The sequence below is a fragment of the Pantoea sp. S18 genome (assembly GCF_045689705.1).
Lineage (GTDB): Bacteria > Pseudomonadota > Gammaproteobacteria > Enterobacterales > Enterobacteriaceae > Pantoea > Pantoea symbiotica.
Window position 1 is genome coordinate 2,935,223 of the sequence record NZ_CP142688.1, and the last position, 22,402, is coordinate 2,957,624.

Annotated in this window: 22 protein-coding genes; 4 read left to right on the top strand and 18 right to left on the bottom strand. The window is 57.1% G+C overall.

Features of this window, described 5'->3' with window-relative positions:
* Positions 1-111: 111 nt before the first annotated feature.
* From VIJ98_RS13495 to VIJ98_RS13545, 11 genes are all read right to left on the bottom strand, one after another.
* Entirely contained in the window at positions 112-681 is a 570-nt protein-coding gene (locus tag VIJ98_RS13495; RefSeq protein ID WP_061717852.1) for a UbiX family flavin prenyltransferase, read from the bottom strand.
* 116 nt (positions 682-797) lie between these two features.
* On the bottom strand, positions 798-2,315 hold the full coding sequence (purF, locus tag VIJ98_RS13500) for an amidophosphoribosyltransferase (RefSeq protein ID WP_008105199.1): 1,518 nt from the start codon (positions 2,313-2,315) through the stop codon (positions 798-800).
* Between the two features lie 36 nt (positions 2,316-2,351).
* Positions 2,352-2,837 carry a colicin V production protein gene (gene cvpA / locus VIJ98_RS13505; protein ID WP_008105200.1) on the bottom strand — a complete coding sequence of 162 codons (486 nt, stop codon included), beginning with the start codon at positions 2,835-2,837 and terminating at the stop codon, positions 2,352-2,354.
* 250 nt (positions 2,838-3,087) lie between these two features.
* Positions 3,088-3,837, bottom strand: a complete 750-nt coding sequence (dedD, locus tag VIJ98_RS13510; protein ID WP_008105201.1) for a cell division protein DedD — start codon at positions 3,835-3,837, stop codon at positions 3,088-3,090.
* Positions 3,827-5,095 (bottom strand): bifunctional tetrahydrofolate synthase/dihydrofolate synthase, encoded by a 1,269-nt coding sequence (gene folC, locus VIJ98_RS13515; protein WP_154155818.1) that lies wholly within the window; start codon positions 5,093-5,095, stop codon positions 3,827-3,829. The genes dedD and folC overlap by 11 nt, the downstream gene beginning before the upstream one ends.
* A gap of 124 nt (positions 5,096-5,219) precedes the next feature.
* Entirely contained in the window at positions 5,220-6,128 is a 909-nt protein-coding gene (gene accD / locus VIJ98_RS13520) for an acetyl-CoA carboxylase, carboxyltransferase subunit beta (RefSeq protein ID WP_008105205.1), read from the bottom strand.
* Positions 6,129-6,260: 132 nt separating this feature from the next.
* Positions 6,261-6,914: a DedA family protein gene (locus VIJ98_RS13525; RefSeq protein WP_008105206.1), complete on the bottom strand. Its 654-nt coding sequence runs from the start codon at positions 6,912-6,914 to the stop codon at positions 6,261-6,263.
* Between the two features lie 159 nt (positions 6,915-7,073).
* Complete coding sequence (gene truA / locus VIJ98_RS13530; RefSeq protein WP_091003723.1) at positions 7,074-7,880, bottom strand: tRNA pseudouridine(38-40) synthase TruA; 807 nt, start codon at positions 7,878-7,880, stop codon at positions 7,074-7,076.
* Positions 7,880-8,890, bottom strand: coding sequence for an aspartate-semialdehyde dehydrogenase (locus VIJ98_RS13535; protein WP_008101230.1), 1,011 nt, complete (start codon positions 8,888-8,890; stop codon positions 7,880-7,882). The genes truA and VIJ98_RS13535 overlap by 1 nt, the downstream gene beginning before the upstream one ends.
* 101 nt (positions 8,891-8,991) lie before the next feature.
* Positions 8,992-10,116, bottom strand: a complete 1,125-nt coding sequence (gene pdxB / locus VIJ98_RS13540; RefSeq protein WP_323274452.1) for a 4-phosphoerythronate dehydrogenase PdxB — start codon at positions 10,114-10,116, stop codon at positions 8,992-8,994.
* Positions 10,117-10,174: 58 nt separating this feature from the next.
* Entirely contained in the window at positions 10,175-10,954 is a 780-nt protein-coding gene (locus VIJ98_RS13545) for a helix-turn-helix transcriptional regulator (protein ID WP_323274454.1), read from the bottom strand.
* Between the two features lie 94 nt (positions 10,955-11,048).
* Between VIJ98_RS13545 and VIJ98_RS13550 the strand changes: the two genes are divergently transcribed.
* Both VIJ98_RS13550 and flk read left to right on the top strand, forming a co-directional pair.
* Positions 11,049-11,954 (top strand): DMT family transporter, encoded by a 906-nt coding sequence (locus tag VIJ98_RS13550; protein ID WP_179450006.1) that lies wholly within the window; start codon positions 11,049-11,051, stop codon positions 11,952-11,954.
* Between the two features lie 112 nt (positions 11,955-12,066).
* Entirely contained in the window at positions 12,067-13,098 is a 1,032-nt protein-coding gene (gene flk / locus VIJ98_RS13555) for a flagella biosynthesis regulator Flk (RefSeq protein ID WP_008101238.1), read from the top strand.
* On the opposite strand, the gene VIJ98_RS13560 is transcribed toward flk, so the two are convergent.
* On the bottom strand, positions 13,095-13,538 hold the full coding sequence (locus tag VIJ98_RS13560; protein WP_258143680.1) for a rhodanese-like domain-containing protein: 444 nt from the start codon (positions 13,536-13,538) through the stop codon (positions 13,095-13,097). The two genes, flk and VIJ98_RS13560, sit on opposite strands and share 4 nt — an antisense overlap.
* A gap of 86 nt (positions 13,539-13,624) precedes the next feature.
* On the opposite strand from VIJ98_RS13560, the gene VIJ98_RS13565 reads away from it, so the two are divergent.
* Entirely contained in the window at positions 13,625-15,061 is a 1,437-nt protein-coding gene (locus tag VIJ98_RS13565; protein WP_323274457.1) for a PLP-dependent aminotransferase family protein, read from the top strand.
* Here the strand turns inward: VIJ98_RS13565 and VIJ98_RS13570 are convergent.
* Positions 15,024-16,205, bottom strand: coding sequence for an MFS transporter (locus VIJ98_RS13570; RefSeq protein ID WP_323274459.1), 1,182 nt, complete (start codon positions 16,203-16,205; stop codon positions 15,024-15,026). The two genes, VIJ98_RS13565 and VIJ98_RS13570, sit on opposite strands and share 38 nt — an antisense overlap.
* A 218-nt stretch (positions 16,206-16,423) precedes the next feature.
* Complete coding sequence (gene fabB, locus VIJ98_RS13575; protein ID WP_008101249.1) at positions 16,424-17,644, bottom strand: beta-ketoacyl-ACP synthase I; 1,221 nt, start codon at positions 17,642-17,644, stop codon at positions 16,424-16,426.
* 154 nt (positions 17,645-17,798) lie between these two features.
* Between fabB and mnmC the strand changes: the two genes are divergently transcribed.
* A complete protein-coding gene (gene mnmC / locus VIJ98_RS13580; protein ID WP_323274462.1) occupies positions 17,799-19,811 on the top strand; it encodes a bifunctional tRNA (5-methylaminomethyl-2-thiouridine)(34)-methyltransferase MnmD/FAD-dependent 5-carboxymethylaminomethyl-2-thiouridine(34) oxidoreductase MnmC in 2,013 nt (670 codons plus the stop codon).
* A gap of 29 nt (positions 19,812-19,840) precedes the next feature.
* Here the strand turns inward: mnmC and VIJ98_RS13585 are convergent, their stop codons facing one another.
* The 4 genes from VIJ98_RS13585 to mepA form a co-directional block, all read right to left on the bottom strand.
* On the bottom strand, positions 19,841-20,122 hold the full coding sequence (locus VIJ98_RS13585) for a YfcL family protein (RefSeq protein ID WP_008101252.1): 282 nt from the start codon (positions 20,120-20,122) through the stop codon (positions 19,841-19,843).
* A 30-nt stretch (positions 20,123-20,152) separates the two neighbouring features.
* Entirely contained in the window at positions 20,153-20,698 is a 546-nt protein-coding gene (locus VIJ98_RS13590) for an elongation factor P hydroxylase (protein ID WP_008101253.1), read from the bottom strand.
* Between the two features lie 67 nt (positions 20,699-20,765).
* Positions 20,766-21,563: a sulfite exporter TauE/SafE family protein gene (locus tag VIJ98_RS13595; RefSeq protein ID WP_008101255.1), complete on the bottom strand. Its 798-nt coding sequence runs from the start codon at positions 21,561-21,563 to the stop codon at positions 20,766-20,768.
* 8 nt (positions 21,564-21,571) lie between these two features.
* A complete protein-coding gene (gene mepA, locus VIJ98_RS13600; protein ID WP_258145195.1) occupies positions 21,572-22,396 on the bottom strand; it encodes a penicillin-insensitive murein endopeptidase in 825 nt (274 codons plus the stop codon).
* Positions 22,397-22,402: the final 6 nt, after the last annotated feature.

Sequence of the window (22,402 nt, forward strand, 5' to 3'; positions counted from 1 at the left end):
ATAACAGCGGTGTGAGGAAGAAAAAGCGACATTGTTAACTTTTGGTGCACAAGATGCACGAAGAGTGATCGCACACGCGAATTTGCACACGAGCAGTGCATTAATGCACCATTATGCGCCACTCCAGCGAGTGAAAAGATCTTCCGGCAGCTCAATATCGAATTGATCGAGCACGCGATTCACCGTTTGATCGACTAAATCGCCGATGGATTGCGGACGGTGATAGAACGCCGGCACCGGCGGCATAATCAGCGCACCCAACTCTGCTGCGGTGGTCATCATGCGCAGATGTCCCAGATGCAGCGGCGTTTCACGCACGCACAGCACCAGCTTACGCTGCTCTTTCAGTACCACGTCAGCGGCGCGGGTCAGCAGGCTGTCGCTGTAGCTGTGTACAATGCCCGACAGCGTTTTCATCGAGCACGGCGCAATCGCCATGCCGAGGGTTTTATAGGATCCAGATGAAATGCTGGCAGCGATGTCGCGCACGTCATGCACCACATCGGCCATCGCTTGCACCTCGCGCAGGCTGAAATCGGTCTCCAGCGCCAGCGTTTGCCGCGCGGCGGGGCTGATCACCAAATGGGTTTCCACTTCTGCCAGCGGTTGCAGCACTTGCAACATGCGCACGCCGTAGATCGCGCCGCTGGCGCCGGAAATGCCAATGATCAGTCGTTTCATAATTCAGCCTTGCAGGTTCAGATTGCGGCAATGATAGCGGCTCGCTGAACAAAAATACAAAAACAAACAGGGCGGGATTGCGCCCGCCCTGCTTTTACTCTGCCACAACCTCCGGCTTAGCCTTCGTTATGCAGCTCCAGCCCTTCCACTTCAGTCTGACGCGCAATGGCTTTGGAATCGTCATTACGCAGCGACTGCAGATACTCAAGGTACTGTTGATCGACGTCTTTGGTGACGTAGATGCCGTTAAATACCGAGCACTCGAAGTTGGCGATATCCGGATTCTCTTCACGAACCGCTTCGATCAGATCGTTGAGATCCTGGAAAATCAGCGCATCGGCTTTGATCAGCTGGCAAATCTCATCCACTTCGCGGCCGTGCGCAATCAGTTCCGTCGCACTTGGCATGTCGATGCCGTACACGTTCGGGAAACGAATTTCCGGTGCCGCCGAGGCGAGATACACTTTTTTCGCGCCCGCTTCACGTGCCATCTCAATGATTTGCTCAGACGTGGTGCCGCGTACGATGGAGTCATCCACCAGCAACACGTTCTTATCACGGAACTCAGCACGGTTGGCGTTCAGCTTACGGCGAACCGCGCTGCGACGCTGCTGCTGTCCTGGCATGATAAAGGTGCGGCCAACGTAGCGGTTTTTCACGAAGCCCTGACGATACGGCTTGTCGAGGATGCGTGCGATTTCCAGCGCGATATCGGTGGAGGTTTCCGGAATTGGAATCACCACATCGATATCCAGATCTTCCCACTCGCGGGCAATTTTGTTGCCCAGCTTGGTGCCCATGCGCACGCGCGCGCTGTACACCGAGATTTTGTCGAGGAACGAATCCGGGCGGGCAAAATAGACGTACTCGAACAAGCATGGATTGGTTTTCGGGTTCTCGGCGCACTGACGCGTCGAAAGCTGGCCCTGCTCGGTGATGTACACCGCTTCGCCAGGTGCTACATCACGAATGAACTCGAAGCCCAGCGTATCCAGCGCCACGCTTTCTGACGCCACCATGTATTCGGTGCGGCCGTCGGCGATAACGCGCTTGCCCAGCACCAGCGGACGAATACCGTTTGGATCGCGGAAGGCGACCATGCCGTGTCCGATAATCATTGAAACCACTGCGTAAGCGCCGCGCACCTGCTGATGCACCGCCGCCACCGCAGCAAAAATGTTGTCAGCTTCCAGCGGATAGTGCTGAAAACGGTCCAGCTCCTGCGCAAAGATATTCAGCAGGATTTCGGAATCTGAGGTGGTATTGACGTGACGGCGACCCGTTTCGAACAGCTGTTTACGCAATTCATGGGCGTTGGTCAGGTTGCCGTTATGCGCCAACGTGATGCCGTAAGGGGAGTTCACGTAGAAAGGCTGCGCTTCAGAGGCGCTGGAGCTGCCTGCTGTTGGGTAGCGCACATGGCCAATGCCGATGTTGCCCTGCAAACGCTGCATGTGGCGCGCTTCGAACACATCGCTGACCAGGCCGTTAGCCTTACGCAAACGGAAGCAGTTAATAGCATCGATGGTACAAATGCCGGCGGCATCCTGCCCGCGGTGCTGAAGCACCGTTAACGCGTCATAGATTGACTGGTTTACTGGCATAAAACCGGTGATACCAACAATACCGCACATATTGTCTTTTCCTCATTAGCCGCACGCCCGATGGTGTCACCGGGGTAAAAAACTCGACGTACTTTTCAGGTAATCGAAAAACCACCTGATGATGTAACTGAATTCGGGGATAAGTTGCGACTGTTGCCAGTCCGGACTTTTCGAAAAGCCGGTGAATGTATCGAGGAAGAACAGCATAGCAGACACGATCAGCACGCCACGCAACGCCCCGAAACAGACACCCAACACCCTGTCGGTTCCCGACAAGCCAGTTTTTTCAACCAGCGAGCCGATGACATAGTTGACGATGGCACCCACAATCAGGGTAGCAACGAATAACACCGCGATGGCGATGCCGTTGCGCACCAGTTCGTCGCTAAAACCGGTAAACCAGACTGCAAGGTAGGCGTAATAATGACTGGCGACAAAAAACGCGCATCCCCAGGTAACGAGAGATAAGGCTTCCCGGACAAACCCACGAATCAGGCTGACCAGAGCCGAAAAACCAACTACCGCAATAATGACGTAATCAATCCAGATCATGAACTCTTCCAGCCCAGTGCTATCGCACCCCTGCATCCAGTTCGGGGCGCATTCTAACAGAAAAAGAAAACGTTTGCGTAGGGTTTTCCGGTTCTGTTTCCGCAAAAAGGGCGATGAAAAAAACTTTCCTCGCCCTGTGTATTATCAGGGATTTAATTCCCTGATATTCAATGATTTTATCGCCGCGCTTCGCTACGAAACTTTTGTAAAGCCGCGCCTTTTACTGTTATCGGCGCGGCTTATCAGCGCTTTATCTGGCGCTATAGGGTTTCACCACACCACCGAGGCCGGAAATGCTTTGCAGCTCACTCAGCGAACCTTGCAGCTTCGCTTTATTCGCGTCCGGACCGACATAAATACGGGTGATTTGTCCCTGCACCGGCGTCGACGGCACGGTGAAGGCGCGATAACCGGAAAGCCGCAGTTGCGCCACAATCTCACTCACTTTCGCCGCGTTCTTCAGCGCACCGAGTTGTACCACAAACGCCTGACCGGCTGGCGCTGCAGGTTCACTCTGCTTCGGCGTTTCCACCGGTTTTGGCTGTTCCACCGGCTTCGGCTGCTCAACAGGCTTCGGCTTCGGTTGCTCAACCGGTTTTGGCTTCGGCTGTTCAACCGGCTTCGGTTTCGGCTGCTCGACCGGTTTTGGCTTCGGCTGTTCAACCGGTTTCGGCTGCACTTGCTGATGCACCGGCGGCGGCGTCACCACGCTTGGCTCGCTATTCTGCGTTGGCTGCTCGCTGCCGTTGGTGGCGGTTTTGCCGCCGTTCTGATTTTGTGCCGCGCCCGCCCCTTCCGGCGGCTGCGCCGGTAAAGGTTGCGTTACCGGCGGCACCATTTCGCTATCCTGCTGATCGTCCGGTTTTGGCACCAGCGGAATGGCGGCGAACTCTTCTTTATAGTGCTTCTTCTTACCGTCCAGCAGGCCGGGCAATACGATGACACCAATCGCCACCAGAATGACCGTACCGACTAAGCGATTTTGGAACTTACTTGCCACTGCCGTTCTCCGCTGCCATCGATTCCATAACCTGCGCTACGGTGTGGAAAGAGCCACACACCAGAATCACATCTTCGGGACGCGCCTGCTGACGCGCCGCTTGCCAGGCTGCATCAACGTTGCTGTAAGCCACGCCGCCATCCAGATGAGCGAGGAGCTCATCGGCGGAGGCACCGCGCGGGCCGTCGAGCGGCGCGCAGTACCAGCGGTCAACCTGAGGCGCCAGCGCCGCCAAAGTCCCCGCGATATCTTTATCGTGCAACATACCGACCACCGCATGCACTTCACCGCTGTGCGACTCTTCAGCCAAGCGTGAAGCCAGATAATAAGCGGCATGCGGATTGTGCGCCACATCGAGAATGACGCGCGGCGCTTCGCTGACGGTCTGGAAACGCCCCGGCAGAATCGCGAGCGGCAGATGCTGACGAATAATCGCTTCGCTCACCGTTAAACCCGACGCACGCAGCGCGGTCAGCGCGGTGGCGGCATTGGGTAACGGCACCTGCGGCAGCGGTAAATCGCGCAGCTCGCCGTGCGCATCCTGCAACATCCAGCTGGCGCCGGTTTGCTGCCACTGCCAGTCGCGATTGCGCTGCAGCAACACCGCGCCCTTCTCTGCCGCAACATCCGCGATGGTGCCCGGCATATCGGCTTCACCGACAATTGCCGGTTTACCTGCGCGGAACACGCCAGCTTTTTCCCGGCCGATACTTTCACGGTCCGGACCGAGCCAATCGGTGTGATCCAGAGCGATGCTGGTGATCACCGCCACATCGGCATCGACAATATTGGTGGCATCAAGACGTCCGCCCAGGCCGACTTCAAGGATCACCACGTCGAGATTCGCCGCGCGGAACAGATTGAAGGCCGACAAAGTGCCGAACTCAAAGTAGGTCAGTGAAATGTCACCACGTCCGGCTTCAATCGCGGCAAAACTGGCGCTGTGTTGCGCTTCATCCAGTTCAGCGCCCTGCACACGCACGCGTTCGGTGTAACGCACCAGATGTGGCGAGCTGTAAACGCCCACGCGATAGCCCGCAGCCATCAACAGCGTTTCCAGCGTGCGACAGGTGGTGCCTTTGCCGTTAGTACCGGCGACGGTGAAGACAAAAGGAGCGGGTTTGAGCAGGTCGAGGCGTGCTGCGACGCGTTGAATACGATCCAGACCCAGTTCAATGGCCTGCGAGTGCAGATGCTCAAGATAATGAAGCCACGTGGCCAAAGGCGACGTGGCTTGAGGAAGGAGAAGATTATCCATGTGTCCCGTTAAAAATCAATACATTAAATAACTTAAGGTCGCGGGCCATGTCGGATGCAACCTTAAGTATTCAATGTAGACGGTGCATTGGAGGAAAGGACGTTAAGTGCCTTTCCGTTGCCTGTCAGGCTTCGTTGCTCTCCGGCTCAGCCACATTAGGCTGATCACCATCCAGCTGCGGCGCTGGCAGGTTCATCATTTTCGCCAGCAGGCTTGCCAGCTTAAAGCGCATTTCCGGACGACGGATGATCATGTCGATCGCGCCTTTCTCAATCAGGAACTCACTGCGCTGGAAGCCCGGCGGCAGTTTTTCACGCACGGTCTGCTCGATAACGCGTGGACCGGCAAAGCCGATCAGCGCTTTCGGTTCCGCCACGTTGAGATCGCCCAACATCGCGAAGCTGGCTGAAACGCCGCCCATGGTTGGGTCGGTCAGCACGGAGATGTACGGCAAGCCGCGCTCCTGCATTTTCGCCAGTGCAGCACTGGTTTTCGCCATCTGCATCAGCGACTGCAGCGCTTCCTGCATACGTGCACCGCCTGACGCGGAGAAGCAGATCAGTGGGCAGTTGTCTTCCAACGCCTGCTCAACGCCACGCACAAAGCGTGCGCCAACCACAGAACCCATTGAGCCGCCCATAAAGGAGAACTCAAAGGCCACAGCAACAATCGGCATGCCGTGCAGCGTGCCTTTCATCGCCACCAGCGCATCTTTCTCGCCGGTATCTTTCTGTGCAGCGACCAAACGGTCTTTATACTTCTTCGAGTCGCGGAACTTCAGCAGATCCTTCGGTTCCAGCTCGCTACCCAGCTCAACCAGCGAACCTTCATCCAGCATGCTATGCAGACGCTCACGGGCGTGCATGCGCATGTGATGGTCGCACTTCGGGCAGACCTCGAGGTTACGCTCCAGCTCGGCGCGGTACAGCACCTGTCCACAGCTATCGCACTTGGTCCACACCCCTTCCGGGATGCTGGCTTTGCGCGTTGGCGTGGCAGTGCTTTTATTCAGTATGCGTTCAATCCAGCTCATTGATGACCTTTCTATTTAATGCTGACCTGGTCCAGTCTTCTCATTGCTGCTGAAATCACCTTCAGCAGGCCGTAAATGTCGCTCATTAAACCACAACCCGTTCACGCTGTGGATAAAAATCTGGTAACGAGCTTACTGTGACTTCTGCTGGCGGCGATGACGCCACACTTCAATTACGCCTGGCAGTATAGAAACCACGATGATGCCGACGATCAGCAGCTTCAGGTTCTCCTGCACAATCGGCAGGTCGCCAAACAGGTAACCGGCGTAAGAGAACAGCAGCACCCACAGCAGTGCACCCGTAACATTGTAGAGCGCGAAGTGGCGATAAGACATGTGTCCCATCCCTGCCACAAAGGGGGCAAAGGTTCGCACGATTGGTACAAAGCGCGCAAGTATAATGGTTTTGCCACCGTGGCGATCGTAGAACGCGTGGGTTTTATCCAGGTAACTGCGACGGAAAATTTTCGAGTTCGGGTTACTGAACAGCTTCTCACCGAACAGACGCCCAATAGTGTAGTTCACCGCATCACCGAGGATGGCGGCGATCACCAACAGCGTCACCATCAGATGCACGTTGAGATCGTTACCCGGCAGTGCCGCCAGCGCACCGGCAACAAACAGCAGGGAATCGCCGGGCAGGAACGGCGTGACCACTAAACCAGTTTCACAGAACAGAATCAGGAACAGAATGGCGTAAATCCAGATGCCGTACTGCGCCACCAGCTCGGCCAAATGCACATCAATATGCAGAATAAAATCGACCAGAAAGTGGATAAACTCCATATAACAACGACTCCCCGATACCCGTCATACTTCAAGCTGCAGCTGCGTTGGCTGCGTGCGCTCACCTCGGTCACTTACTGATGTAAGCTCCCGAGGATTCACTCACTTGCCGCCTTGCCGCAGCTCGAATTATTTAGGGTATACATATTAAAGTAATGGTTAATCCGCGAGGAACAAGGGTCCCAACGCAGGCTGAGGTAATGCAAAGTGGGATGGATAATCCACCGCCACCAGATAAAGCCCCTCGGCTTTGGCGGTCGCCGCCGCCAGCTTACGATCTTTGGCCGCCAGCAGCGTCGCCATCCACTCTTCCGGCTGATTACCGGTGCCGATTTCCATCAGGCTGCCGACAATGTTACGCACCATGTGATGCACAAAAGCATTGGCTTTGATATCCACCACCACATACGGCCCATGACGCGTAACGTTGAGATGCATCACGTTGCGCCACGGCGTGCGTGACTGGCACTGCACCGCGCGGAATGAGGTGAAGTCATTCTCGCCAATCAGCGCCTGCCCGGCGCGCTGCATCTTCTCTGCATCCAGCGGATGGTAATAATGGGTAATGCCATTGCCCAGAATCGCCGGACGCAGCCGATGGTTGTAAATCACGTAGCGATAGCGGCGTGCCGTCGCGCTAAAACGCGCATGGAACTCCTCCGGCACCGCTTTCACCCAACGCACCGCGATGTCATCGGGCAGATTGGCGTTCACGCCCAACGTCCAGGCCGCGTCAGCACGCGGCGAAGTGGTTTCGAAATGCACCACTTGTCCGGTGCCGTGCACGCCAGCATCGGTGCGGCCAGCGCAGAACACCACCACCGGATGATCGGCCACTTTCGACAGCGCCTTTTCCAGCTTTTCCTGCACGCTGCGCACTTCATTTTGCCGCTGCCAGCCGTAATAACGGCTGCCATCGTATTCAATACCCAACGCCAGCTTAAGCGTCTTACCTTCAGGCAACATTAATAGAAATACTCCTGCACCAGTTTTTCAGCAGTTTTTACCGCCATCAGTGCACCGCCGAAACGGATGTTGTCTGCCACAGACCAGAACTGCAGCAGCTCTGGGATGCCGTAATCATTGCGCACGCAGCCAATGCTCAGCACGTCGCTGCCAGATGCATCGCCCACCTGCGTTGGGTAATCGCTCTCTTCGCTCAGGTTGATATCACCGGAGCGGCCCAGCTCATCGCGCGCTTCTTCTGCAGAAAGCGGGCGCAGATTCTCCACGTGCACGATCTGCGCGTTGCCGTAGAACACTGGCGCCTGCACGCTGCTTACCGCAATCGGCAAACCTTCGTCTTGTAGCACTTTACGCACCTGCTCAACCACGCGGCGCTCACTCTCGACGCTGCCATTGCTGTCAGCCAGCAGCGGCAAAATGTTGAACGCCAGCTGGCGGCCAAAGTAGTGCTGCTCCGCAGGTACGCCGTTCAGCAAACGCGCACTTTCACCGGCCAGGCCATCAACCGCCGCTTTGCCGTGACTGGAAGCCGCAATCAGGTTGGTAACCTGCAAACGGCTCAGACCAGCGAGATCCACCAGCGGTTTAATTGCGCACAGCAGCTGGCTCACCAGGCTGTCGGCAACGGTAATGATGTTGCGATTGCGGTAATCCGCCAGCACTTGTGGATTCACATCTGGCACCACCAGCGGCACGTCCGGTTCGAGCGCGAACAGGTCGCTGCTATCGATCACCAGACAACCCTGGCTGGCGGCTTCTTCGGCATAGCGCGCCGAGGCTTCACGACCTGCAGTGAAGAACGCCAGCTGCACTTGTGTCCAGTCAAATTCGGCCACGTCCTGCACCAGCACGGTACGTCCCTCAAAACGTTTGTTCTCACCGGCACCGTTTTCACTTGCCAGTAGATACAACTCACCAACCGGGAACTGGCGTTCAGCCAGCAGTTCCAGTACAGCGTTCCCTACTGCGCCTGTTGCGCCCAAAAGCGCGATATTCCAGCCGTCAGACATGTTGGTTACTCCAGAGATTGACACAAAAACAGAAGGCGATGAAAACATCGCCCGAGATTTAGGAATTATCCCCCGCAATATTGCAGGTGATTGAAATTTCTTTACAAACTGGCGCGGAAGCCAAGTTGATTGAGCATCGCCGCCGTCTCCGCATTATCGCAATGCACCTGCAGCGATGACCATTCACGACGCTCTTCATATTGCTTGCGCAGGCGATCAAACTCGCCTGGCTTTGCCGCCACTTTACGCAGTGGCGCATCGTCGCGGCGCACATCATACACCAGATGCACTAAGCGTTTTAGCGTTGGCTGATCGAGCTTGCCGCGCAGGGTGATAGAACCAAATTCCGGTGCCGGCAGCAGGCTTTCCAGCGCCACCTGCTGCGGCTGGCCGATAAAGTCGCACCAGGCTTCAAACACTTGCGTGGTGCCGCGCGCTTTACCTTCCAGCGTGTAGCCGGCGATATGCGCGGTGGCGATATCGACTTTATCCAGCAGCTCGAGCGACAGATCCGGCTCCGGCTCCCACACATCCAGCACCACGCTGAGATCGTGGCGCATCTTCAGCACTTCCAGCAGCGCCGCGTTATCCACCACCGGGCCGCGACAGGCATTGATCAGAATGGTGTTGGGTTTAAGCGCCATCAGCAACGCCGCATCGGCCAGATGCCAGCTTTTATACGGGCCATCTTTAAACAGCGGCGTATGGAAAGTCAGGATGTCGGCCTGCGCCACCAGATCATCCAGCGAATGGAAGGTTTCCTGATCGCCACGATCGGCGCGCGGCGGATCGCACAGCAGCGTTTTCACGCCCCAGGCTTGCAGACGCTTCTGCAGGCGGCTGCCGACATTACCCACGCCAACAATGCCCACCGTGCGATCGCGCAGTTCAAAACCATCGCGCTCCGCCAGTAGCAGTAGCGAGGAGAACACATACTCCACCACCGCAATGGCATTACAGCCTGGCGCCGCAGAGAAGCTGACGCCTGCCGCCGCCAGCGATGCCTCATCAATATGATCGGTGCCCGCCGTCGCGGTGCCGACAAACTTCACCGGCGTACCGTCCAGCAGCGCCGCATTCACTTTGGTGACGGAACGCACCATCAGGCCATCGGCATCTTGCAACTCGGCTTCCGGCAACGGACGTCCCGGCACCGCCACAACATCGCCGGTGCGGCTGAACAGTTCACGGGCATAAGGCATATTTTCATCGACGAGAATTTTCACTGCGGCGGTCCTGTCTGCTGAGAATTTTAAGGCGCATATGTTGCCATAAAGCCGGGGATTAACCTAACCGACTGCGATAGCGATCGGGCGTGGTACCGGCCTGTTGCTGGAACATCACAATCAGCGCCGACGCCGAGCTGTAGCCCAGCTCATGGGCGATGCCCTGCACGCTGCAGCCCTGCTCCAGCAGCGCGATAGCGTGCAGAAAGCGTAAACGCTGCCGCCACTCGCTGAACGACATGTTTAACTGCTGCTGACAGCGTCGCGCTAGCGTACGCTCGGTGGTGAACACGCGCTTCGCCCATTGTGCCAGCGTGGTGTTATCGCCGGGATGCGCTTCAAGCGCGCGCAGAATCGGAGCGAGGAATTTGTCATCTGACATCGGTAAATAGCTGTTGTGCACCGGCGCCAGACGCAGGCGATCAATCAACACTTCACACATGCGCCAGTCGGCTTGCGTTTGCGGCTGCTCCAGTTCACGGCGGGCAAAATCATTCATGATGGCGTGCCCAATGGCATCGACATGCAATAAGCAGGCTTTACCCGGCAGGCCCGCGCAGAGATCGGCGGCAAGATTAAAGGTGCGAAAACGCGCATCGTTGTGGTTGTAGCTGCTGTGACGATGACCGGCCGGGATCCAGATCGGAATATCGGCGGGCGTCAGCAGACGTTCGCCCTCCACTTCCATCTCCAGTACGTGGCTGGTGACGAAAATCACCTGACCCCAATCATGCGCATGCGTGAGGTATTCGGTTTTGGCGTTGACCTCGTCGTAACGCATAAAGAAGCGCAGCAAGGGCGCATCAATCGGCGGCTGGTATTCGACTTGTAGATTCATTCTGTCCGGTCACTAACAAATATTGTCCGATTTTAACTATCTACTTTAAACCGGTCAAACGTAAACTATTCGCGATTATCTGAGGAGCTGTATCATGAATTTACTGTTTCCGCTGATCGCGGTGCTGATCTGGTCGATCAACACTATCGTCAGCAAACTCTCGGCGGGAAGTATCGATCCTGCGGCGATCTCCTTCTATCGCTGGCTGCTGGCGCTGGTGGTGCTGGCACCCTTTTGCCTGCCGGGCGTGTGGCGCCATCGTCACACCATCAAAGCCAACGGCTGGCGATTGCTGATCCTCGGCCTGCTCGGCATGGTGCTGTATCAAAGCCTCGCTTATTACGCAGCGCACAGCGTTTCTGCGGTGATGATGGGGATTCTCGGCGCGACCATTCCGCTGCTGACCATTCTGCTTAGCCTGGTTGTGCTGCGCCTTGCGCCGACGCGCGGCATTTTGATTGGCGGCTTGCTGTCGTTCGCCGGTTTGGTGTGGCTGGTGAGCGAAGGCAATCCGGCGCAGTTGCTGAATCAACGGCTCGGCAATGGCGAATTGATGATGCTGGCAGCGTCCACTTCCTACGCCCTGTACGGCGTGCTGACCAAACGCTGGGCGATTCCGCTGCCAACCTGGCAAAGCCTATATGTGCAGATTTTCTTTGGCGTGCTGCTATTGCTGCCTGGCTTCCTGCATGCGCCGGATGTCACGCTCAATATGCACAATCTGCCGCTGGTGCTTTATGCCGGACTGTTTGCGTCGATCATCGCACCGTTCCTGTGGATCCTTGGCGTGCAGCGTCTGGGTGCCAGCACCACCAGCATTTTTATGAATTTCGTACCGGCGTTTACGGCCATTATTGCCGTGATGTTCCTGCATGAGCAGCTGCATGGCTATCACTGGATTGGCGGCGGCATGACGTTAGTTGGCGTTATTCTGGCGCAACGTCTGAAAACCCCGCTGCGTAAGCCACGTAGCGCGACCCTTGCCGATCCCGCTGCCTGATTTTATTATCCGGAAAGGCCGCAGCCCCCGTGGATTTCCTGGGGGCTTTTGCTATCATGTGGCCTCTTTTTTCCGGCGCACCCGGATCTGACCCGTTTTCAAGGATTCCGCCATGCAACCTCTCAGCGGTCCCGGTGTGCCCGCGGGCGATCGTTCCCCTTTATCTCAGGCCACTGGCCCGACGCGTCCTGGCGGTCCAGCCGGTGAACAGCCACTTTCTCCTGCCCAGCGCACCACGCTGGAACGTCTGATTGTGCGCATCATGTCTTTGAGTACGCTGAAAGCGCCGGAACTCTGGGCTGGCGTGCGGCATGAAGTTGGGGTGAAGAGTGAAGCGGAGCTGCAATCGCGCCACTTCCCGGCGGCGGAACAGCATCTCAATGGTCGCTTAACGCAAGTGCAAAACAGCCTTGCTACGCGCCAGCTGCTGCAACAGCTGCTGGAGAAATTGCCGCAGGGCAATAATCGCCAGGCGGTAAGCGAATTTATTCGTCAGCAGTTTAATCAAACGGTATTGAGCGCGTTGTCGCAGGATCAGCTGCGTCAGGTGCTGACCATGTTGCAAAACGGCCAGATGGCGATCCCGCAGCCGCAGCAAACGCGCGTGTCCGATCGCAGCTTGCTGCCGGCAGAACAGCAATCACTGAATCAGCAGGTTACGCGTCTTGCAGCGAAAACCGGAGAATCGCCGGTGAAACTGCTGGCCGATACGCTGAAGCTGGTGCATCTGAAAAGTGGCGATCCGATTCCATCACGCCACTTCCCGCTACTGACGCAATATTTGCAGGTGCGTCAGACGCTGGCTCAGCACAGTGCGCCAACCTTGCAGATGCTGGAAACTTCGCTGCGCCAGCCGTTAACCCATGATGAGCAGCGACTGCTGGAAGATTACAGCCAGCAACGTTTCCAGGCGCTGCCGACCACCGTGCTGACGCCAGCGCAGACGCAGGATCTGCTGAATCTGCTGTTTAGCCGCCGCGCCGAGAAACTGCATGAGCAGCCGCTGGCCGATAGCCAAATTCGTCCGCAGCCAATCTGGTCGCCGTTTATCCAGATGCTGCCGCAGCCGCTGGCCCAGCGCCCGGCACTCACGCTGATTGCCGGTATCTTCTTGTTCATCTTCCTGCTGTGGCTGTTTATCTAGCAGCCGCAGTTGGCAGCGGGCGTGGCGTGCGGCCATTCACCCGCTGCCGCGCCCCACGCCATTGGATGGCCATCGCGCTTCCAGAAATCCAGCCCGCCAATTAACTCCTTAACCTGAAAACCCAACGATGCCAGCTTGAGCGCGGCTTTGGTTGAGCCGTTACAACCGATGCCGTCGCAATAAGTAATGTAAACTTTGCTGCGATCAAGATGCGCAGTGGATTCCGCATTCATGGTGCGATGCGGAAACGAAAGTGCACCGCAAATATGGCCAGCCTGATACACCTCGTCAGAACGCGCATCAATCACCACGATTTCCGTGATGCCCTGCGCCAGATCCTCCGCTAAATCCCACGCATCGGTGTAGTACGCCAGTTTATGTTGCAGATACGCCACGCTTTCACTGGCGCTGGCTGGAGCAATTTTTAAGACCGCTGACATCGCATTCTCCTGTTGTGATTTTCCCTCAGTTTACGGCAAAGTGGTCTGCATATTGATACCACTTCCAGCATAGCGATAAGACCATTGTGACCACATCATTTCTCGCGCTGTTTAGCCATCAAACTCAGGGCGGTTTACGTGAGCGGCTGTGCAATACCTTGCGTCAGGCCATCGCCAACGGGCATCTGCGGCATGAGCAGAAGTTGCCATCCAGCCGCCAGTTAGCCAGCGATTTATCGCTGTCGCGCGTCACGGTGGAGGCGGCTTACGCACAGTTAGAGAGCGAAGGTTATCTGCAGCGTCACGCTGGGCGAGGAACTTTTGTTTCGATTCGCATGGCGTCGCCTACCCAGAAACCTCGCATTGAGCGATCACCGCACTTTTCCCAGCGCGGCCAGCAGGTTTTGGCAACCGGCGGCTGTCAGGATCCGCCCTTTCCTCACGCCTTTGCCGCCGGTTCACCCGAATTACGCGCTTTCCCGCACGCGCAGTGGCGTCGTATCAGCAATCAGGTTCAGCGCTCGCTGGGCAGCAAAGTGATGGGTTACGGCGATCCGCTTGGATTACCATCGCTGCGGCAAGCGGTGGCAGATTATCTGGCGCTGTCGCGCGGCGTGCGCTGCACGGCGGAACAAGTGGTGATCCTCACCAGCTCGCAGCAGGCGCTGCAGTTGCTGGCGCTGATGTTCCTCGATGCGGGTGACGAAGTGTGGCTGGAAGAGCCGGGTTATCCCGGCGCGCGCAATGCGTTTCTTGCCGCCGGAGCGCGCTGTCGCGCGATGCCGCTGGATGCGGAAGGTGCAGTGCCGCTGAGCGGCAGCGCGAAACTGGTCTATCTGACGCCAGCGCATCATTATCCCACCGGCACAGCCATGAGCCTGGCGCGGCGCTTGCAGTGGCTGGCGTGGGCGCAACAGCAGGATAGCTGGCTGATTGAAGACGATTACGACAGCGAATTTCACTACGAGGATCGCCCCGCTCCGGCGCTGCAAGGGTTAGCAGCGGATGGTCGGGTGATTTGCCTTGGTACCTTTTCCAAAACGCTGTACCCGTCGCTGCGGCTGGCGTGGATGGTGGTGCCACCACAATTGGTGGAGCCGTTAGGCCGCGCACGTAGCGTGATGGATGGTCACAGCGCGTTGCTACCGCAGGCGATATGCGCGGAGTTTCTGCAGCAAGGCCATTTCGCCAGCCATTTGCGCCTGATGCGCCAACTCTATCGCAGCCGACGTGACTGCTTGCTGGCGCAAATTGAAACGCGCCTACAACCGTGGCTCAAACCGCTGCCGGCGGCCGGCGGCTTACAGTTGACGGTGCAGCTGTTGCAAGGTGATGAAGCGCGCTTAACCGCACAGGCAAAAGAACACGGATTGCTGCTGCCGCGCCTGTCACCGCTTTATGCCGGTGAAGTGCAGCAAGCGGGCTGGCTGCTGGGCTTTGCAGCGCTGACGCCCGGTGAGATTGTCAGCGCCTGCGATAAGCTGGTTACGCTGTTGTCGCACTCCGCGCAAACGTCCAGGTGACCAGAATGCCCAGCGCCGCACAACAGGCACCCGCGATATAGACCGATCCGTAACCCAGCGCCGTCGCCAGCAAGCCGGTCAACGGGCCGCTGGCACCGTAGGCGATATCCTGAAACGCCGAGAAACCGCCGAGCGCGGTGCCGCGAATCTGTGGCGATACGCGCTTGATCACTTCGACGCCCAGCGCCGGAAAGATCAGCGAGCAGCCGCAGCCAGTCAGGGCCGCGCCAATCAGCGCCATCCAGCCGGAACTGGCGAACGCCAGCAGCAGCAGACCGGCGGTTTCCACCAGCAAAGAGACCATCGCCACTTTTACGCCGCCGTGTCGATCCGGCAAGCCGCCAAAGAACACGCGCACCAGCACAAACGCACAGCCAAAAGCGGTCAGCGCGAAACCGGCATTGCCCCAATTTTCTGCAGCAAAATAGAGTGACGTAAAGGTGCCGATTACCGCAAAGCCGGTGCCCTGCAGCGCCAGCGCCAATCCCGGCTGAAAGATAATCTTCACTACGCTGAACAGCGATGGCCGCTCGCCACCGGCGACCGGCACTTTACCAATCCAGCTGTTGATCCCCAGCGCCAACAACGGCAGAACCAGCGCGACAGCGCCCAACGCAGCAAAGCCGCCGTACTGATTAATCAGCAAACCGAGCGGTGCGCCAGCCGCCAGCGATCCGTAAATCGCCATGCCATTCCACGACATCACTAATCCGGAACGTTTGCTACCCACCAATCCCATGCCCCATGTCAGATTGCCGGTCAGCAGCAGGCTTTCGCCGAATCCCAGCATCAAGCGCCCTATCGCCAGCAAACCAAACTTCGTCCACGGAGAAACCGGTAACAACGCCGCCGCCAGATAGGCAACGCCTACCAGCGCGATGGCCAGCATGCCGTGCTGGGTGGTGAGTTTTGCACCGTGCTGGTCGGCACGACGTCCGGCAAAGCTGCGCGTTAACAACGTGGCAAAGAACTGAATCCCCACCGCCACGCCAACCATCAAATTGCTCATGCCGAGTTCATGATGGACATACAGCGGGATCACCGGCAGCGCGAGGCCAGCGGTCAGATAAGTGAGGAATACCGCAAATGAGGTGCAGGCCAGCGGCATAACGGATTGCGTCTGCGCGTCAGCAGTCGTGGTCATGATGGTTCGAACTCCTTGTAATAACCAGACACGCGCTTGCTGCCAAAACAGAAACGGGATATTTGGTTCACGTTAGTGTGAAGTGATAATTTTATTTCGGATGGAGTGAGAGTTTAGGCAAGCAGGAGGTGGATTGTCAAAAACAACAAGGGCCGGATAACCGGCCCTTGAGATATTGCTGGCATAATTAGGTCGCCATGAATGGCGACCCTACGGGATTATGCTGGCAACTTACGCATGGTAAGAGTTGCGTTAGTGCCGCCAAAACCAAAGCTGTTGGACATCACGGTGGTCAGCGCTTTTTCAGTTGGCTTGGTCACGATGTTCAGACCTTTACCCGCTTCATCCAGCTCTTCCACGTTGATGCTTGGCGCGATGAAACCGTGCTCCAGCATCAGCAAGGTGTAGATCGCTTCCTGCACGCCCGCCGCACCCAGTGAGTGACCGGTCATAGCTTTGGTAGCAGACAGTGATGGGCAGTTATCGCCGAACACTTCGCGAATCGCACCCAGCTCTTTCACATCACCAACCGGCGTAGAGGTGCCGTGGGTGTTGAGGTAATCGATTGGGGTATCGAGACCTTGCATCGCCATCTTCATGCAGCGCACTGCGCCTTCGCCTGAAGGAGCTACCATATCTGCGCCATCTGAGGTTGCGCCGTAGCCAACGATCTCAGCGTAGATGTGCGCGCCACGAGCCAGAGCGTGTTCCAGCTCTTCAACCACCACCATACCGCCGCCGCCAGCGATGACGAAACCGTCACGGTTGGCATCGTAAGTACGTGAGGCTTTTTCTGGGGTTTCGTTGTACTTGGTCGACAGTGCGCCCATCGCATCGAACTCACAGGCCATTTCCCAGCTCAGCTCTTCGCCGCCGCCAGCAAAAACGATGTCCTGTTTGCCCAGCTGAATCTGCTCAACCGCGTTACCGATGCAGTGTGCAGAAGTGGCACAGGCTGAACTGATTGAGTAGTTCACGCCGTGAATTTTGAATGGGGTTGCCAGGCAAGCAGAAACACCTGAACCCATCGCTTTGGTCACCACATAAGGACCGACCGCTTTCAGGCCGCGTGGGCTACGCATCGCGTCAGCACCAAATACCTGATAACGCGGAGAACCGCCGCCAGAACCAGCAATCAAACCGACACGTGGATTCTGCTGATACTGCTCTTCAGTCAGGCCAGAATCTTTGATCGCTTCGGCCATGGAAAGGTAAGCATAAATAGAGGCATCACTCATAAAACGCACGATTTTGCGATCGATGAGCCCGTTGGTATCCAGTTTGACGTTGCCCCATACGTGGCTGCGCATACCGGCATCTCTCATCTCTTCAGAGAAAGTAATACCGGAACGGCCTTCACGCAGAGAAGCCAGCACTTCTTGCTGGTTATTACCAATGCTGGAAACAATACCCAGGCCAGTAATCACTGCACGTTTCATTCAATAATCCTCGTTCCACATATTTGGATGACGTGCACTCTAGCGTACAGTTGTAAGCCGAACAAGTCCGATCAGCCATTTCCTTTTGTAAATTTGCGTCATGTGACGTCTATCGCTAAACTCGCGCCACTGCCTGAAATATGAGCCTTTCCCCGTGAAATTAACCCCGGTTGAACACGCCCAAATAAACTGGAATGAACAGGGTACACCTGTGTCCCGAGCGTTCGGCGACGTCTATTTCTCCAACGATAATGGACTGGAGGAAACGCGCTATGTGTTCCTCGCTGGCAACCACATTCCACACCGTTTTGCCGCACATGCGCGCGATTTATTTATTGTCGCCGAGAGCGGTTTTGGGACTGGTCTGAACTTTCTCACTCTGTGGCAAGCCTTCGATCGCTTCCGTAATGAGCAACCCAACGCCACTTTGCAGCGTCTGCACTTTATCAGCTGCGAGAAATTTCCGCTGACGCACGCCGATCTTGCTGCCGCACATGCCCATTGGCCAGAGCTGCAGCCGTGGGCCGAACAGCTGCAACAGCAGTGGCCGCAGGCGTTGCCGGGTTGTCAGCGCCTGCTGTTTAACGGCGGCGAAGTCACGCTGGATCTCTGGCTTGGTGATATTAACGCGCTAATTCACACCTTTGATGACAGTCTTAATCGTCAGGTGGATGCGTGGTTCCTTGATGGCTTCGCGCCGGCGAAAAATCCGGAGATGTGGACGCCAGAGCTGTTTGCCGCGATGGCACGCCTCGCCCGTCCGGACGGCACGCTGGCGACCTTCACCGCATCGGGGTTTGTACGGCGCGGGTTGCAGGACGCCGGTTTCAGCATGCAGAAGCGCAAAGGCTTTGGTCACAAGCGTGAAATGCTGGTCGGCGTAATGGAACAGGCTGCAGAATTGCCGCACAGCCAGCCGTGGTATGCGCGCCCGCAGGCCAGCAGCCAGGATGTGGCGCTGATCGGCGGCGGCGTCGCCAGTGCAGTATTGGCGCTGGCACTGTTGCGACGCGGTTGGCGCGTGACGCTCTATTGCGCCGATGACGCGCCCGCGCTGGGCGCATCCGGCAATCGTCAGGGCGCGCTCTATCCGCTGCTGAACCAGCACGATCCCGCGCTGGCCACCTTCTTCCCGGCGGCTTTTGGTTTTGCCCGACGTCTGTACGATCGGCTGCCAGTGGAGTTTGAACATGACTGGAGCGGCGTGTTGCAGCTGGGCTGGGATAGCAAAAGCGCGGAGAAAATCGCGCAGATGCTCAATATGGAACTGCCGCATGACATCGCGTACGGCGTTAATAAAGAAGAAGCGCAACAGCTGGCAGGCGTCGAACTCGGCGTCGGCGGGATTTTCTATCCGCAAGGCGGCTGGCTGTCGCCTTCTCAGCTAACCAGCAATTTGCTGGAATACGCGCAATCGCTGGGATTACGCCTTCACTGGCTGCATCGCGTCACGCAGTTAACGCACGATGAAGATCACTGGACGTTGCACTTTAGCCAGCAGCCACCAGTGCAGCATCCCCAAGTGGTACTGGCAAATGGTCACGCGTTGCTGGAACTCGAGCAAAGCAAAATGCTGCCGGTCTACGCGGTGGCGGGACAGGTGAGCCACGCGCCGACCAATCCGTCATTAGGCGCGCTGCGCACCGTGCTGTGCTACGACGGCTATCTCACGCCGGTCAGCCCGAACTTTGCCACCCATTGCATCGGCGCTAGCTATCATCGCGGCGAAACCGCGACGGATTTCCGCGCCGACGATCAGCAGGAGAATCGCCAGCGGCTGATCAACTGTTTGCCGGAAAGCCAATGGCCGCAGCAAGTTGATGTGTCAAATAACCAGGCGCGCAACGGCGTGCGCTGTGCCACGCGCGATCATCTGCCGATGAGCGGCAGCGTGCCGGATTATGACGCCACCCTGGCGCAGTATGCCGACTTGCCGGAGCAGCGCGCGCGCGGTGCAAATGTAGCTGATGCGCCAGTACACAACGGTTTGTTTGTATTGGGAGCATTAGGTTCGCGTGGCTTGTGCAGCGCACCGCTGGCGGCCGAAGTGCTGGCAGCGCAGATGAGCGGCGAACCGCAGCCGCTGGATGCTGCCACGCTGGCGGCGATGAATCCAAATCGCTACTGGGTACGAAAACTGCTGAAGGGTAAAAAAGCGGGTCGATAATCTGCGGGGCGAGCGATCGCCCCGAGACGTTAAGCGGTTTGACGTGCCTGCAGGAACAGATTGTCCCACATGCCGGTGACCAGCGCCTGATCGCGTGGCGACAGTTCACCGGCAGCAATGGCTTTTTGCAGGCTGTTGGTAACGTGAGTTTGCAGCGCTTCCGGCGTGTGTTCACCGCTCAGCTCAATCTCCGCCACTGCCAGGGTCAGATGACCACGCAGATAGCCGCCCGCAAACAACTCGTCATCGCTGGCGTGATCGACCATATCGTCAATCAGGGCCAGAATTCGGGTTTCAAATTCTACGATCATCTCTTCCTCTCTTCTTATAACCTTCGCGGATTACAGATCTTCCGGCCAGGGGAATTGTGCCGCCGTCAGTGCCGGCGTGCCGTAATAATTCGTCAGTGCATCAATGAAACGGGCCGGTCGCAGCGGAATGCCCTGCTCCAGATACGTCATCACTTGCGCATGAACCTTACGCTGAAACGCGATGCGATCTGGCTCACAATCGCCTTCGAGATTGTCACAACTGACGTTGAAGGGAAAGCCCGCCGCCACGCAGAACAACCACTCCAGCGCCTGCGGTTTCACCTCAACCGATTCGAACTGGCTCTGCGTTTGCGCATCGCGTCCGTCCGGGCAATACCAATAACCAAAATCTACCAGCTTGCGGCGCGCTTCACCGGCAATGCACCAGTGGGAAATTTCATGTAGTCCGCTGGCGTAATAACCGTGCGCGAACACCACGCGATTCCACGGTGAGGTTTCATCCGCTGGAAGATAAATAGGTTCGTCGTCGCCTTTAATTAGACGGGTCTGAAAATCGTCAACGAAGCAGCCATCAAAGATGGCAATCAGCTGATCGTAATGGTGTGTTGTACTCATAATTTTTAATCTTTAAAAAAAACCGGCGCCATTGTCGCATTGGCAGCCGGTCTTGACGAGTGTTGGATTACAGCGTGGCCAGCCAGGCCATCAATTCTCCGCCGTGACTGTCCCATAACAATTTGGCGCTCATTACCGCAGAAACGATCACCACCATGGGGCGAATCAGTTTCTGACCGCGGCTCAATACCAGTCTGGCGCCGAGGCGCGCGCCGATAACGGCGCCGAGCAGCATAATCGCGCCGGTGCCCCACACCACTTTGCCGCCGAACATAAAGAACAGCAGACTGCCAAAATTCGAGGTGAAATTTAGGATTTTGGCGTGGGCGGTGGCTTTCGCCAGATTGAAGCCGCACAGCGTAACGAAGGCCAGCGCGTAGAACGAGCCGGCGCCGGGACCAAAAAAGCCGTCGTAGAAACCGACACAGCCGCCGCCCACCAGCGCATAAGGCAAACCGTGCAGACGACGTTCGCGATCTGCTTCACCCAAACGCGGCATCAGCAGGAACCACAAACCGATACAGATCAGCAGCAGCGGCAAGATTTGGCGCAGCACATCTGCTTGTAGGTGCTGAATCAGAATGGTGCCGGCAATCGCGCCAAGAAAGGTCATGGCGATATTCAGCCACTGCTCGTTCAGCTTCACCGCGCCGCGACGAATGAAATAGAGGCTGGCTGAGAATGAACCACCGACCGATTGCAACTTATTGGTGGCTAACGCCTGCGCTGGAGAGAGTCCGGCCGCCAGCAATGACGGCACGGTAAGCAATCCACCACCGCCCGCGATCGAGTCGATAAACGCCGCCAGCATTGCCACGAAAAACAGCACACCAACGACTAGCGGGCTAACAACGAACCAATCCATTGAAATACCTACAGAAGATGCTTATCGAGTAAAGCCTGACAAGACGGCGGTAGTGGCGGCGGCGTTTTCTTCACCGGCGGCGTGCTGCCTGGTTTTTTCGGCAGGAACCAGCTATCCAGCTCAGCGCCACAGCCATCGCCTGCTGGTTGAGGAGCCTGATCTTCACACTCCAGACTGCCCGCCGGGCAACGCAAACGCACATGCATGTGCGCGCGATGGGCAAACCACGGACGTACTTTATTCAGCCACGCACGATCGCTACCGGCATCGGCACAAAGCTGCCGTTTAATGGCTGGATTGACGAAGATACGCGTGACTTCGTCGTCTTTCGCTGCCAGTTTAATCAGGCTATCAATTTGTGGTTGCCAGTGACGTGAAATCACCTGCTTATCATCGGCAGAAACCAAATCGAGCGGCTGCGGCTTGAGCAATTGCTGCGCCGTCCAGCGGGTTTTCGGCAGTTGCAGCCAGATATCAACATCCAGACCGGTTTGATGGCTGGCGTGGCCGCTGCTAAAACGACCGCCCGCCGCCATGCCCATATCGCCAATCAGCACTTGTCCCAGCTGAAGCTGATGAACCTGGGTGCTGAGACGCTGAATAAAGGCGATCAAATCGGGATGGCCATAATAACGACGCTGATCCTGACGCATCACCTGATAATTGGGTGAATTGAGCGGCAGCTGTTGCGCACCAACAATACAGCCGTTGGCGAAACCGCCAATCGACTGCGGGCTGCCGGCGATCGGCTGATGAATTTGCTGCCACGGCGTGGCGGCAACTGCGGCGGCACTGCATAACAGCGCGGCACAGGTGATGAGCAGACGGCGCATCATCGG